General features: G+C 66.7%; 14 protein-coding genes. 5 read left to right on the top strand and 9 right to left on the bottom strand.

The window, feature by feature from the left end:
* Window positions 1-66: 66 nt before the first annotated feature.
* Together C8D95_RS06510 and C8D95_RS06515 are read right to left on the bottom strand one after the other, a co-directional pair.
* Window positions 67-432, bottom strand: coding sequence for an SUF system Fe-S cluster assembly protein (locus C8D95_RS06510; protein WP_109758347.1), 366 nt, complete (start codon window positions 430-432; stop codon window positions 67-69).
* Between the two features lie 71 nt (window positions 433-503).
* Complete coding sequence (locus C8D95_RS06515) at window positions 504-947, bottom strand: MarR family winged helix-turn-helix transcriptional regulator (protein WP_109758348.1); 444 nt, start codon at window positions 945-947, stop codon at window positions 504-506.
* Between the two features lie 70 nt (window positions 948-1,017).
* Between C8D95_RS06515 and C8D95_RS06520 the strand changes: the two genes are divergently transcribed.
* Genes C8D95_RS06520 through tgt form a run of 3 tightly spaced genes read left to right on the top strand, consistent with a single transcriptional unit; the run spans window position 1,018 to window position 3,160 of the window.
* Window positions 1,018-1,374 (top strand): DUF1428 domain-containing protein, encoded by a 357-nt coding sequence (locus tag C8D95_RS06520; RefSeq protein ID WP_109758349.1) that lies wholly within the window; start codon window positions 1,018-1,020, stop codon window positions 1,372-1,374.
* Window positions 1,367-1,987 (top strand): glutathione S-transferase family protein, encoded by a 621-nt coding sequence (locus C8D95_RS06525; RefSeq protein ID WP_109758350.1) that lies wholly within the window; start codon window positions 1,367-1,369, stop codon window positions 1,985-1,987. The genes C8D95_RS06520 and C8D95_RS06525 overlap by 8 nt, the downstream gene beginning before the upstream one ends.
* Before the next feature lie 42 nt (window positions 1,988-2,029).
* Window positions 2,030-3,160, top strand: a complete 1,131-nt coding sequence (tgt, locus tag C8D95_RS06530; RefSeq protein WP_109758351.1) for a tRNA guanosine(34) transglycosylase Tgt — start codon at window positions 2,030-2,032, stop codon at window positions 3,158-3,160.
* Window positions 3,161-3,167: 7 nt separating this feature from the next.
* Here the strand turns inward: tgt and C8D95_RS06535 are convergent, their stop codons facing one another.
* Window positions 3,168-3,668 (bottom strand): hypothetical protein, encoded by a 501-nt coding sequence (locus tag C8D95_RS06535; RefSeq protein ID WP_109758352.1) that lies wholly within the window; start codon window positions 3,666-3,668, stop codon window positions 3,168-3,170.
* Window positions 3,669-3,994: 326 nt separating this feature from the next.
* Here C8D95_RS06535 and lon point away from each other — a divergent pair, with 326 nt between their 5' ends.
* Window positions 3,995-6,406 carry an endopeptidase La gene (gene lon / locus C8D95_RS06540; RefSeq protein WP_109758353.1) on the top strand — a complete coding sequence of 804 codons (2,412 nt, stop codon included), beginning with the start codon at window positions 3,995-3,997 and terminating at the stop codon, window positions 6,404-6,406.
* Between the two features lie 63 nt (window positions 6,407-6,469).
* Here the strand turns inward: lon and C8D95_RS06545 are convergent, their stop codons facing one another.
* Window positions 6,470-6,763 carry a hypothetical protein gene (locus tag C8D95_RS06545; protein WP_109758354.1) on the bottom strand — a complete coding sequence of 98 codons (294 nt, stop codon included), beginning with the start codon at window positions 6,761-6,763 and terminating at the stop codon, window positions 6,470-6,472.
* A 44-nt stretch (window positions 6,764-6,807) separates the two neighbouring features.
* A complete protein-coding gene (locus C8D95_RS06550; RefSeq protein WP_109758355.1) occupies window positions 6,808-7,929 on the bottom strand; it encodes an anhydro-N-acetylmuramic acid kinase in 1,122 nt (373 codons plus the stop codon).
* 68 nt (window positions 7,930-7,997) lie between these two features.
* On the opposite strand from C8D95_RS06550, the gene tyrS reads away from it, so the two are divergent.
* The gene (tyrS, locus tag C8D95_RS06555; RefSeq protein ID WP_109758356.1) at window positions 7,998-9,251 is read left to right on the top strand and encodes a tyrosine--tRNA ligase; all 1,254 of its coding nucleotides are present in this window, start codon (window positions 7,998-8,000) and stop codon (window positions 9,249-9,251) included.
* A 93-nt stretch (window positions 9,252-9,344) separates the two neighbouring features.
* On the opposite strand, the gene C8D95_RS06560 is transcribed toward tyrS, so the two are convergent.
* The 4 genes from C8D95_RS06560 to iolG all read right to left on the bottom strand — a co-directional run bounded on the left by C8D95_RS06560 (window position 9,345) and on the right by iolG (window position 12,676).
* Window positions 9,345-10,358: a carbohydrate kinase family protein gene (locus C8D95_RS06560; protein WP_109758357.1), complete on the bottom strand. Its 1,014-nt coding sequence runs from the start codon at window positions 10,356-10,358 to the stop codon at window positions 9,345-9,347.
* 14 nt (window positions 10,359-10,372) lie between these two features.
* Window positions 10,373-11,350 carry a beta/alpha barrel domain-containing protein gene (locus tag C8D95_RS06565; protein WP_109758358.1) on the bottom strand — a complete coding sequence of 326 codons (978 nt, stop codon included), beginning with the start codon at window positions 11,348-11,350 and terminating at the stop codon, window positions 10,373-10,375.
* Window positions 11,347-11,589: a hypothetical protein gene (locus tag C8D95_RS06570; protein WP_109758359.1), complete on the bottom strand. Its 243-nt coding sequence runs from the start codon at window positions 11,587-11,589 to the stop codon at window positions 11,347-11,349. Before C8D95_RS06570 ends, C8D95_RS06565 begins: the two co-directional genes overlap by 4 nt.
* An 85-nt stretch (window positions 11,590-11,674) precedes the next feature.
* Window positions 11,675-12,676: an inositol 2-dehydrogenase gene (iolG, locus tag C8D95_RS06575; protein WP_109758543.1), complete on the bottom strand. Its 1,002-nt coding sequence runs from the start codon at window positions 12,674-12,676 to the stop codon at window positions 11,675-11,677.
* Window positions 12,677-12,824: the final 148 nt, after the last annotated feature.

Genomic DNA, 12,824 nt, shown 5'->3' on the forward strand with positions numbered 1-12,824 from the left:
AAGCTTGCAATCCGAAAATGCAAGTCAATTTGCTTGCTAATCGAGAATGCAAGCCAAAGGGCTTGCCTACATGAAGCCGAGTTCCAGCCGCGCCTCGTCGGACATCATCTCCATGCCCCAGGGCGGATCCCAGGTCAGGTCGACGTCGACCTGCTTGACGCCTGGCAGGGGCTCGATGGCCTCGGCCACCCATCCGGGCATCTCGCCGGCCACGGGACACCCCGGTGCGGTCAGCGTCATAAGGACGTTGACGGCCCCGTCCTGCGCGATCTCGATCGTGTACACGAGACCCAGATCGTAGATGTTCACGGGGATCTCGGGGTCGTAGACCGTACGGCAGGCGTCGACCACCTGGTCGTACAGCGGGTGATCGGTCGTGGACGGCTTGATCAGCGGCGTCCCTTCCAGCCTGTCGGTCAGTTCGGCGGTCATGTCGGGTCCCGATATTTGTTGACCGAATATATAGGATTTACCAAAGCCCGGGTAAAGGCCGACGCGGGATCTCAGAGAATCTCGGTCAGACCGTCGCACAACGCCTGTGGCGACAGGCTGGACAGCCGCCCGTCGAGGGCGTCGTGCGTTTCGCGCCAGACCGGCGTCGCGGCCGCCAGGACTTCCTTGCCGGCTAGGGTCAGCACAAGCCGGCGCGCGCGGCGGTCGGACTCGTCCGCCGCGACGTCGACAAGGCCCTTGCGCTCCAGCGGCTTCAACGCCGCCGTCAGCGTGGTGCGGTCCATGCCGAGCAGGGGAACGAGGTCCGTGAGGCGCGGCGGCTTGGGACGGTTCAGCCCCATCAGCAGCGAGAACTGGCCATTCGTCAGGCCGAACGGGCGCAGCGCCTCGTCGAAATGGCGCGCAATGACGCGCGCCGCCCGCTGGAGATGCAGGCAGAGGCAACGGTCGCGCACCTCCATCGTGGTCGCGTAAGGCAGGATTTCGCTCTCCATGATTAATAAGTTGATACCAACATAAACGCCTGTCAAGGTGACGGCCGAATCTGAGCGAAAGGATAGGGCGATGCCGTATTACCAGGGCTTTCTTGCCGCAGTACCCGAAGCCAACAAGGAGCGCTACCGCGAGGAAGCGACGAAAGCCTGGGAGTTGTTCAAGGGATTGGGCGCCGTCCAGATGGTCGAGACCTGGGGCGTCGACGTCCCCGACGGAAAGGTCACGTCCTTCCCGATGGCGACGAAGAAGACGGACGACGAGACGGTGATCTTCTCGTGGATCGTCTGGCCTGACCGCGCCACCTGCGACGCCGCGACCCGGAAGATGATGGAAGACCACAGTGCGGCGGCCGAGATGGAGATGCCCTTCGAAGGAATGCGGATGATGTGGGGCGGGTTCGAGGAACTCGTGAACGTACGTGCCTGACTTCGATTTCCACGTTTCGGCCTTCGCCTGGGTCCCCGAGACCTCGCGCGGGTGGGTCAAGTGCCTCCGGCCCAGGTGGGCCTTCGAGGAGGCGGGCTTCGCCTACCGCACGACACGTCTCGGACCGGGTGAGGGCGGTTCGGACGGCTACCGCGCCTGGCAGCCGTTCGGGATGGTGCCCGCCTACGATGACGGTCGGGTGCGCCTGTTCGAATCGGGCGCGATCCTCTTGCGCATCGGCGCCCTGTCCGACCGCCTGCGGGGATGGGACGACGCCGAAGAGGCGACCATAGCTTCCTGGGTCTTCGCCGCGCTGAACACCTTCGAGACGCACACCTCGCGGCTGACCGACGGCCTTCCGGGCGCGGTCGAGGCGGTGTCGCGGCGGCTCGAGGCGCTGGAGGCGGCGCTGGGCGACAGGGAGTGGCTGGTGGAGCGCTTCAGCGTCGCCGACATCGCCATGGCGACCGTCTTGCGCGAGATCGGCGAGACGGCGGTCCTGCGGCGTCACGCGGGTGTCTCGGCCTATCTGGCGCGCTGCCTCGCGCGTCCGGCGTTCGACCGCGCCCTTCAGGCGCAGTTCGCCGATTTCGACGACAGCCGCGTCGCCTGAGCCTCTGGCCTTTCGGGCGCGTCGGGCTTAGTCGAAAGGACGATGACTGAGCGTTTCTCCTTCTCCCTCGCTGCAACAGACGGCAAGGCCCGCACGGGTACGATCCGCACGCCGCGAGGCGAGATCCGCACGCCCGCCTTCATGCCCGTGGGGACGGCGGCGACGGTCAAGGCGATGCTGCCCGAAAGCGTGGCGGCGACAGGGGCGGACATCCTCCTCGGCAACACATACCACCTGATGCTGCGGCCGGGCGCCGAGCGGGTCGCGCGGCTGGGGGGGCTGCATCGCTTCATGAACTGGGACCGGCCAATCCTGACCGACTCGGGCGGCTTCCAGGTGATGAGCCTTGCGGGCCTCCGGAAGCTGACCGAAGAAGGCGTGACCTTCACCAGCCACATCGACGGCTCGAAGCACGAGCTGACGCCCGAGCGGTCGATGGAGATCCAGCGGCTTCTGGGGTCGGATATCGTGATGTGCTTCGACGAATGCCCGGCCCTGCCGGCGGACGCCGCCGCCGTCGAGGCCTCGATGCAGTTGTCGATGAGATGGGCCGAGCGCTCGAAGATCGCCTTCGGGGACCGGCCGGGCCACGCGCTCTTAGGGATCCAGCAGGGCGGCGTCACGCGCGAGTTGCGCGCGGAAAGCGCCGAGGCGCTGAAGGCCATCGGCTTCGACGGCTACGCGGTCGGCGGCCTTGCCGTGGGCGAGGGACAGGAGGCGATGTTCGGCGTCCTCGACTATGCGCCCGACATGCTGCCCGAGGACCGTCCGCGCTATCTGATGGGCGTGGGGAAGCCGGACGACATCGTGGGCGCGGTCAAGCGCGGCATCGACATGATGGACTGCGTGCTGCCGTCGCGCTCGGGCCGCACGGGACAGGCCTTCACGCGTCGCGGGGTGGTCAACATCAAGAACGCGCGCCACGCCGACGATCCCCGGCCGCTCGACGAGGCCTGCGGCTGCCCCGCCTGCCAGGGCTATTCGCGGGCCTACCTGCACCACGTTTTCCGGGCGGGCGAGATGATCTCGGGGATGCTGCTGACCTGGCACAACCTGCGCTACTATCAGGATCTGATGGCGGCGATGCGTGCGGCCATTGCGGCCGGGACCTTTGCGGAGTTCGAGACGACGTTCCACGCCGACAGGGCCGAGGGCGACATACCGCCCCTGTGAAACCGGCTCAGACGACGCGCGGGCGTCCGTCGTCGACCCAGCTGACCCACCGCGTCTGGAGCGGCGTCGCCGCGACCCGCACGGGGACGCGGGCGACACGCGGCAGGACGAAGCCGCGCCAGCCCGACCGATCCCGCAGGATGCGGCCGTGCATCAGGCGGCTGACGAACACGGCGCCGGTGACAACGACTAGAGCCGTCATCATCGGGTTGGCGAGGATGGGATAGCCCAGGTCGGGCACCGCCAGCACGAAGACGGCGAGCGAGAGCCGCGAGACCGCCGCGGCTTCGACCATGAAGCGCATCGACGGCATCACCAGGCAAACGGCGAGCGCCGCGGTTCCGATCACGATTGCGTAGACGGCGCCGATGATGAGCGAGACGTGGATGCCGTGGATGTAGATGTTGGCACGGGCGTAGAACAGGAAGCCTGCGAGGAACGCCAGAGCCACGACGAAGGCGAGACGCCGTCTTTCGCTATGGACGCGGTGCAGCAGGCGTCGTGTCATGCGTCTCTCCGCAAGGCGGGTTTCCAACCGGGGTTCACTGCTAGAGGCGAAACCTGACCAAATTGGGGCGTATTCGTTAATTTTTCCTTCACCTGAACAAAACGGGCCGCAGACGGCATTCGTTCCCGTAGAGCGACAAACCGTCCGCTCTGTGGACGCTCAGGGGAGAGCGCGCTTGCTCCTCGGGCCTGCGGGGGGCATTCTGCGGGCCAATGAGCAGGTGGTTGAAGGCGGGGAAGCCGTCACCACATATAGAGGCCGAAAGCAGGAGAGGGCGGAGGTCGCCGAACTTGGGACCGGACCCTCTTGCAAAGCAAGGAAATCGTATGAACGAACCTTTCACATCGTCGTTCCCCGTCCTTCCCCTGAGGGACATCGTCGTCTTCCCGCACATGATCGTGCCGCTCTTCGTGGGGCGCGAGAAATCGGTGCGCGCGTTGGAAGAGGTGATGAAGGACGACAAGCAGATTCTGTTGTCGAGCCAGAAGGACCCGTCCGTCGACGAGCCGAGCGCCGACGGCATCTATTCGGTGGGTGTCCTCGCCAACGTGCTGCAGCTTCTCAAGCTGCCCGACGGCACCGTGAAGGTGCTGGTCGAGGGCCGCGGCCGCGTGCGGATCACCGACTTCGTCGAGAACGAGTCCTTTTTCGAGGCGAATGCCGAGCCCCTGACCGAGGAAACCGGCGACGAATCCACCGTCGAGGCGCTTCTGCGCTCGGTGGTCGAGGAGTTCGAGCGTTATGCCAAGGTCAAGAAGAACGTCCCCGAAGAAGCGCTGACCCAGGTTTCGGAAACCCACGAAGCGTCCAAGCTGGCCGACCTGGTGTCGGGCCACCTCGGCATCGACGTGGACAAGAAGCAGGGCCTTCTCGAGACGCTCTCGGTCGCCGAGCGGCTCGAGGCCGTCTATGGCATGATGCAGGGCGAGATGTCGGTCCTACAGGTCGAGAAGAAGATCAAGACCCGCGTGAAGTCCCAGATGGAGCGGACGCAGCGCGAGTACTACCTCAACGAACAGATGAAGGCGATCCAGAAGGAGCTGGGTGACGGCGAGGACGGCTCGAACGAGATCGCCGAGCTGGAAGAGCGGATCGAGAAGACGAAGTTCTCGAAGGAAGCGCGCGAGAAGGCCGACGCCGAGCTGAAGAAGCTCAAGACCATGTCGCCGATGTCCGCCGAGGCCACGGTCGTTCGCAACTACCTCGACTGGCTCCTGGCGTTGCCGTGGGGCACGAAGAGCCGCGTCAAGAAGGACCTGACCCGCGCCCAGAAGGTGCTGGACGATGACCATTACGGTCTCGAGAAGGTCAAGGAACGGATCGTCGAATACCTCGCGGTCCAGCAACGCTCGAAGAAGCTGAAGGGGCCGATCCTTTGCCTCGTCGGACCTCCGGGCGTCGGCAAGACCTCCCTTGGGAAGTCGGTCGCCAAGGCCACGGGACGCGAGTTCATCCGCATCTCGCTCGGCGGCGTGCGCGACGAATCCGAGATCCGGGGTCACCGGCGGACCTACATCGGCTCGATGCCCGGCAAGATCATCCAGGCGTTGAAGAAGGCCAAGACGACGAACCCGCTCATCCTGCTCGACGAGATCGACAAGATGGGCCAGGACTTCCGGGGCGACCCGGCGTCGGCGATGCTCGAGGTTCTCGACCCCGAGCAGAACGCGACCTTCATCGACCACTATCTCGAGGTCGAATATGACCTTTCGGACGTCATGTTCCTGACGACGGCGAACTCCTACAACATGCCGTCGCCGCTTCTGGACCGGATGGAGATCATCCCGCTTGCCGGCTACACCGAGGACGAGAAGCGCGAGATCGCGAAGCAGCACCTTCTGGCCAAGCAGCGCAAGAACCACGGCCTGCGCGAGAAGGAATTCGAGCTGACGGACGAGGCGCTGGCCGAGATGATCCGGACCTATACCCGCGAGGCGGGTGTGCGGAACCTGGAACGCGAGATCGCCAAGATCGCGCGGAAGGCGGTGACGCAGATCGTCCGGAAGGAAGTCGACAAGGTCACGGTCACGCCCGACAGGCTCGAGGAATTCCTCGGCGTGAAGAAGTACCGCTACGGTCTGGCCGAGAAAGAGGACCAGATCGGCGTCGTGACGGGCCTTGCCTGGACCAGCGTCGGCGGCGACCTTCTCCAGATTGAAGCGCTGCGTCTTCCCGGCAAGGGCCGGATGAAGACGACCGGCAAGCTTGGCGACGTGATGAAGGAGTCGATCGACGCGGCCGCGTCCTATGTCCGGTCGATCGCGCCCAAGATCGGGGTCAAGCCGCCCAGGTTCGACACGATGGATATCCACGTCCACGTGCCCGACGGGGCGACGCCGAAGGACGGGCCCTCGGCCGGTCTGGCGATGGTGACGTCCATCGTCTCGGTGCTGACGCAGATCCCGGTCCGCAAGGACATCGCCATGACGGGCGAGGTCTCGCTGCGCGGCAACGCCATGCCGATTGGTGGTCTGAAGGAGAAACTTCTCGCGGCCCTGAGGGGCGGCATCAAGACGGTGCTGATCCCCGAGGAGAACGAGAAGGACCTGGCCGAAATCCCGGACAACGTGAAGCAGGGGCTCAAGATCATCCCCGTCACGCACGTCTCGGAAGTGCTGAAGCTTGCCCTCGTGCGCCAGCCCGAACCCATCGAGTGGGACGAGGCGGCGGAAGAGGCGGCAGCGGCGGCCCGGCTGGCCTCGCAAGCCAGCCAGAGTCCTGGCGCCACGGCGCACTGACCGGCACAAGCGACAAGGAAAAGGCGCCCCTCGGGCGCCTTTTTTCGTGTCTCGCTCAGACCGTCAGAGAAGGCTCAAAAAGTCTGGCAGGTGATCGGCTGCCTCGTCCTGCATGTCCTCGGGAAGACGGCCGGCGAAGCCCTCGGCCGGAACGGTCGGGATGCCGTCCGGAACGCCGGGAAACTCGGGCGGTGCCGCCTTGCCGATATGCTGGGCGGCGTGTTCGTCCGCGCGCGGAAGCGCGGCGTCGGGCGGTGTCGTGTCGAAGCGTCCATGATGGCTCTTTCTCCTCTGCTCGGGCCATTTGACTGGTGCGCACAGATTCCCATGTCTGAGAGGCGCAAGGAAAGTGTGCATTCGTGCAGAACACGCGCGGGCTCGTCCCCAGTTGCGTTCCGGACTCAGCCTTCCGCGCGGCGGAGAAGACGCCCCGGCTTGCTCACCCGGCCGCCTCCCACAGGGGCCGCCACGCCCGTCGTGCCGGCGCAGGAGGTCGGCAGCCCGCGCTTCACCCGCACGGCGAGGAAGGCGAAGGCCTGCGCCTCGAGCATGTCGCCGTCGAAGCCGTGGGCCTCGACCGGGACCACCGTGCAGGCGGCGAGGCCGCGGATCAGTTCCATCAGGCCCGGATTGCGGCGACCTCCGCCCGTGACGAGCAGACGCTCGGGCGGTTCGGGGCAATGCTGGAGCGCCAAGGCCACCGCGCCCGCCGTTCCGGCAGCGAGCGTGGCCACGGCGTCGGCGTCCGACAGGCCGGACACAGCCGTGTCCCAACCCTTGAAGTCGTTTCGGTCCAGCGACTTGGGCGGCATTCTTGAGAAGAATGCCTCGCCCGAAAGCAGTTCGGCCAGCACATCCTCGTCGACCTGTCCTGCCCGCGTCAGCACACCGTCCGCATCCATCGGTCGGCCAAGCCGTGTCATGCACAGGTCGTCGATCAGCGCGTTGCCCGGCCCCGTATCGAAGGCGAGAAGCGCGCCGTCCGCCTCGGGCCGGTCGCGGCGCGGATCGACCCAGGTGATGTTGGCCACACCGCCGATGTTGAGGAAGGCGACAGGACGCCGGAAACCAGCCCGCTTCGCCAGCGCGAAGTGGTAGAACGGCGCGAGCGGCGCGCCCTGGCCGCCCAGATGCACGTCGGCGCTGCGGAAGTCCCAGACGACGGGCCGCTCCAGCGTCTCGGCCAGAAGCGCGCCGTTGCCGATCTGGACCGTCAGCGCCCGATCGGGCTGGTGCAGGGTGGTCTGGCCGTGGAAGCCGATAAGCTCGGCCTGCGGAAAACCTGTCAAAAGCTCGGCATGGGCCAGTTCGACCACTTCCGCCGCCGCCTCGACGTCGGGGCCGTCAGCCTGCCCGAGCGCCCGGCGCAGCACGGCACGCTCGGCCTCGGTATAGGGCCGATAGCCGCTCTCGCCGAACTCCGCGACCTTGTGCCCGTCGGTTCGAACCAGCGCACAGTCGACCCCATCGAGCGAGGTCCCCGACATGGCGCCCAATGCCCAGATCGGGCCGTCCCCGCACATGGCTTTCCCTTCCACCGAAGCGCCAGTATAGATGGCGCGCCCCCGTGGCCGAATATAGACGGAACGACATGACCTATCACCCCAAATCCGACTTCCTGGCGACGATCGTCGAGCGCGGCTTCCTGGCCGATTGCTCGGACATCCAGTCGCTCGACGAGGCTCTGATCGCGGGGGTCGTGCCGGCCTATATCGGCTATGATGCGACGGCGAAGTCGCTGCACGTCGGCCACCTGCTGAACATCATGCTTCTGCGGTGGTTCCAGAAGGCCGGGCACAAGCCGATCACGCTCATGGGCGGCGGCACGACCAAGGTGGGCGATCCGTCCTTCCGGTCCGAGGAGCGTCCGCTTCTGACCCCGCAAGCCATCGACGAGAACATCGCGGCGATGCAGACCGTCTTCGCGCGCTACCTTGACTATGGCGAGGCGGCGAACGGCGCGCTGATGCTGAACAACGCCGAGTGGCTCGACGGGCTCAACTACCTCGATTTCCTGCGCGACATCGGGCGGCACTTCAGCGTGAACCGGATGCTGTCGTTCGAAAGCGTGAAGTCCCGGCTCGACCGCGAGCAGTCGCTGTCGTTCCTCGAATTCAACTACATGATCCTCCAGGCCTACGACTTCCTGGAGCTGAACCGCCGCTACGGCTGCCTTCTGCAGATGGGCGGGTCGGACCAGTGGGGCAACATCCTGAACGGCGTCGACCTGACGCGCCGGGTGCTCGACCACGAGATCTTCGGGCTTACGACCCCGCTTCTGACGACCTCGGACGGCCGCAAGATGGGCAAGAGCCAGGGCGGCGCGGTGTGGCTGTCGGCGGAGATGCTCAGCCCCTACGAGTTCTGGCAGTTCTGGCGCAACACGACCGACGCCGATGTGGGGCGGTTCCTGAAGCTCTACACCGAGCTTCCGGTCGAGGAATGCGACCGTCTGGGTGCGCTCGAAGGCTCCGAGATCAACGAGGCGAAGATCCGGCTCGCCAACGAGGTGACGGCGCTCCTGCACGGGTCCGAGGCCGCCGCCGCCGCCGAGGCGACCGCGCGCGAGGTCTTCGAGCGGGGCGGCGTCGGTGACGACCTGCCGACGCTGGAGTTGACCGCCGCCGAGATCGGCGAGGGCATCTCGGCCGCGCAGCTCATCGTGCGCTCGGGGCTCGCGGCCTCCGGCAAGGAAGCGAAGCGCCTGATCGCCGAGAACGGCGCGCGCGTGGACGACGAGCCGCTGACCGACGCGGGGCGGATGTTCGACGCTGCCGCGCTGTCATCTCCGGTCAAGCTTTCGGCCGGCAAGAAGCGGCACGCTCTGGTCAAGATCGCGGGCTAAGGCTTCTTCTGTCCTGAAAATACTCCGGGGGTCGCCTTTGGAGCGCCATTGGTCCGAGCGACAATGGCGACGGCGGCGCCCCGGCTCGCCGCCTCACGCCTCGCGCCAGCCCCAGGCATCGGCGCGGGCCAGGCAGGCCTCGGCTTCCTCGACCGCCGAATAGGTCCCGAGCCCCGTCAGGCTCGTGGCCGCCGCCGCGTGTCCGAGACGGAGGCAGTCGGCATGGGGCGCGTCGCGGTGGAGGCCCAGGAAGACTCCCGCGGCGAAGGCGTCGCCCGCCCCGTTGGCCCCCCGGATCGCGTCCTCCGGCACCTGCACCGATGGCACGAAGAGCGCCCGGTCGACGTTCCGCTGCACCAGCACCGCCCCGCGTGTGAAGTGGACGACGACGAGGTCCATCGCGCCCATGCCGCAGGCGACGTGCGCCGCCTTTTCGCAGGCTGCGCGGTCGGTCTCGCCGTCGCGCAGGGTGTCGATCCCGGTGATCGCCCCGATCTCGAAGTCGTTCACAACGAGCGTCGAGAGATGCGGCAGGCAGGGGATGACGATCTCGCGCAGCCGCTCGGGGGCGACGGTGACGAGTTCCATGTTCGTCTCCATCCCGACTGCGCGGGCGCGCTTCAGGGTGGCGACCCAGCCGTTCGGCTCATCCTGCCAGGGCGCGTCCATCACGGGATGGATGCCGGGCAGCCCCAGGTGGAAGAACCGTGCCGGGCAGTCCTCGACCGCGATGTGGTCGGGCGAGAGGTGCGAGGCGGCTCCCGGGATCAGGATGTGGGTGCGCTGGCCCGAGGCCTGGGACTGGTAGGCGTCCGTCACCTGGGTCTGAATGCCTGGCAGGGTGACGAGGCCGTCGCCGATCCCATGCTCCGCCGCGACCTGACGCAGGTAGTCGCCCTCGCGGTCGTCGCCGACCACGCCGCGCGTCCAGACCGGGACGGAAGGATCGAGCCGCCGCAGGTCGCAGGCGAAGTTGCAGCCATTGCCGCCGCCCGAGAGTTCGAGGCCCGTGACAGTCGCCACCGAATCCTCGCGCGGCCAGCGGTCGACGGTCAGGTTCCGGTCGAGGCACCACGTTCCCGCGGTCAGGACACCCCGTCGCCGCATGGTCCCGGCCTCGCCTACATGTTGTCCTTGAGAAGCGTCTCGGTGACCTCGAGGTCGTCCTTCAGGTCGCGCTTGGGCGTGATCCCGGCCTTCGCGAGATCGTCGTGATAGGCCTTCGTGCCTTCCTCGGAGGACAGCCGCTCTTCCAGCGTCCGGCGCATGGCCTGGACCATCAGGACGGAATCGTCAGCGTAATAGATCTTGCGCCCGAAGAGCGCGACGCGCGCGCCATAGGTCTCGGCCTGCCGGATCAGTTCGAGGCAGTCGCGGGTTGTGCCTGCGCCGCCGCCGAGGATGCCAAAGATCAGGTTCTCGGGGTCGTAGGAGGCGATCTCCTCGGTCGCACGCGGACCGTTGTAGGCGGCCTTGAGGAAGATCGGCCGATCCTGGTGCGACATGCCGGCCAGCGCGCGCGCGATGGCGTCGTTGTTGAAGGCCCAGAAGTCCTTCGTCTTCACGTCCGTCTGCGGGTTGAAGACCTCGAGGAAGTGGCGGACGCCCGCGCCCTCGGCTTCGATCACGAAGCGGTTGTAGGCTTCGAGCGTCGCCGCGTCGCGGGCGAGGTCGTTGTAGAAGGTGATGGCGTAAAGGCCGAGGTCGGCCACCGGGCGCACCCGGCTGAGACGCGCGGTCGAGAAGGGCAGCGCGGGCTCGGCCTGGTAGCGGCCGCCGCGCGCGGACCAGATGTCGCTCGCATCGTTCAGGCGCACCGCGGGCGTCACCTGGCTGCGGGCGAAGACGCCGTCGTTGGTCAGCGCCTCGGCGCTCGACAGCGACATCAGCATGATGTCGACGAGATCCGAGCGAGTGACCTTGACCATGTCCTCGCGATAGGCCGAAAGCGGCTTCCAGCGCCCGTCGTCCGCCTTGCCGGGGGTCTGCATCCCGAAAGCCATGTCGCCGTCCTTGGCGTCGGCAATGATGAAGTCGGCGGGGGTGTAGTCGCCGGCGCGGATCGCGGCGAGCTTGCGGTCGAGACGCTTCTGGCTCAACTGTCGGACCTTTCGGGTTGGGGAGCGGCTGCGGGCGGCTCGTAGTCCGCCGGATCGAAGCTCACGAAGAAACGGTAGCCCAGGTAGATCGCGCAGGCCGCGAAGAGGACGGCCCACGTGGCGTTGCCGCCCTGGTATTCGACCCCGGCCCAGACAGCGCACAGGACCGTCACGACGATCCTCCGCCAGAGCGGGCGGAAGAAGGGATGGCGGACCTCGAAAGCGTTGCGCAAATCCATCGGCGGGCGGTCCTTTCGCGGACGGTCGAAGGTTCGGCGGGCATGCTATCGAAGGCCATGTCCGCCGTCACCCCGTCGTCGCGGGTCAGGCGATTTCAGACACCTTGACCGCGCGGCCTTCGGCGACCGAGATGTTCGCGGCCTCGGCCAGGACAAGGGCCATCAGCCCGTCGTGGCCCGTCGTCGGCGGCGTCGTCTTGTCGTTGACGGCCGTCACGAAGGCCGCGATCTCGGCCTTGTAGGCGGGCATATAGCGCTCGAGGAAGAAGTTCACGAGAGGGCGGCGGGCGAAGCCCTTGCCGTTCGCGACCTGGACGCGGTTCTCGTGGATGTTCTCGGCCGAGGCCATGCCCTTGGAGCCCAGCACCTCGATCCGCTGGTCATAGCCGTAGGTCGCGCGGCGCGAGTTCGTGATGACGCACTGGCGGCCCTTCTTCGTCTTCAGGACCACGTTGACGCTGTCGTAGTCTCCGGCCTTGCCGATCTCCTTGTCGACGAGGACACTGGCCTGCGCGATGACGCTCTCGACCTCGTCGCCCAGCATCCAGCGGGCGATGTCGAAATCGTGGATCGTCATGTCGCGGAAGATGCCGCCCGACCGCTTGATGTAGTCGATCGGCGGGGCGCCGGGATCGCGCGAGACGACGGTGACCATCTCGACCTTGCCGATCTCGCCCGCCTCGATGGTGTCGTGAAGCGCGCGGAAGTCGGGGTCGAAGCGGCGGTTGAAGCCGATCATCAGGGTGGCGCCCGTCTCCTCGACGACCTTGAGGCAGGAGCGCACGCGCTCGACCGAGAGGTCGATCGGCTTTTCGCAGAACACGGCCTTGCCGGCGCGGGCGAACATCTCGATCTGGTCGGCGTGGAGGTCGGTCGGCGTACAGATCGCCACGGCGTCGATGTCCTTCGCCTGGACGCAGTCCTCGACCGAGCGGATTTCGCAGCCGTAGGTGTCGCGCACCGACTTTGCCGCCTTCTTGACGGGGTCGTAGATGGCGACGAGCTCGGCGCCGGGCGTCTCGGAGATGGCGCGGGCGTGGACCTGTCCGATCCTGCCGGCACCGAGAATGGCGAAACGAACGCTCATGAAATCCTCCCTGAAAAGCGGCATCCCGGTCGGGATGGTCGCGCCCTTCTGTCCGCGCCGCCGCGCGTCCGTCAAGGCGGCTTGCACGGGTGGTTTCATTTCATGTCATTTCCGCTCAGCCGCCCGTCGCACGGCGTGTCTTCCTCCC

This window comes from Silicimonas algicola, from assembly GCF_003148765.1.
Classification (GTDB): domain Bacteria; phylum Pseudomonadota; class Alphaproteobacteria; order Rhodobacterales; family Rhodobacteraceae; genus Silicimonas; species Silicimonas algicola.

Bases quoted from the DNA above. Each gene is read 5' to 3' on its own strand.
- tgt (WP_109758351.1), top strand. From the start codon at position 2,030: ATGACTGAGCGTTTCTCCTTCTCCCTCGCTGCAACAGACGGCAAGGCC.
- C8D95_RS06520 (WP_109758349.1), top strand. From the start codon at position 1,018: ATGCCGTATTACCAGGGCTTTCTTGCCGCAGTACCCGAAGCCAACAAG.
- C8D95_RS06560 (WP_109758357.1), bottom strand. From the start codon at position 10,358: ATGCGGCGACGGGGTGTCCTGACCGCGGGAACGTGGTGCCTCGACCGG.
- C8D95_RS06550 (WP_109758355.1), bottom strand. From the start codon at position 7,929: ATGTGCGGGGACGGCCCGATCTGGGCATTGGGCGCCATGTCGGGGACC.
- C8D95_RS06545 (WP_109758354.1), bottom strand. From the start codon at position 6,763: ATGCACACTTTCCTTGCGCCTCTCAGACATGGGAATCTGTGCGCACCA.
- iolG (WP_109758543.1), bottom strand. From the start codon at position 12,676: ATGAGCGTTCGTTTCGCCATTCTCGGTGCCGGCAGGATCGGACAGGTC.
- tyrS (WP_109758356.1), top strand. From the start codon at position 7,998: ATGACCTATCACCCCAAATCCGACTTCCTGGCGACGATCGTCGAGCGC.
- C8D95_RS06510 (WP_109758347.1), bottom strand. From the start codon at position 432: ATGACCGCCGAACTGACCGACAGGCTGGAAGGGACGCCGCTGATCAAG.
- C8D95_RS06570 (WP_109758359.1), bottom strand. From the start codon at position 11,589: ATGGATTTGCGCAACGCTTTCGAGGTCCGCCATCCCTTCTTCCGCCCG.
- C8D95_RS06535 (WP_109758352.1), bottom strand. From the start codon at position 3,668: ATGACACGACGCCTGCTGCACCGCGTCCATAGCGAAAGACGGCGTCTC.
- lon (WP_109758353.1), top strand. From the start codon at position 3,995: ATGAACGAACCTTTCACATCGTCGTTCCCCGTCCTTCCCCTGAGGGAC.
- C8D95_RS06515 (WP_109758348.1), bottom strand. From the start codon at position 947: ATGGAGAGCGAAATCCTGCCTTACGCGACCACGATGGAGGTGCGCGAC.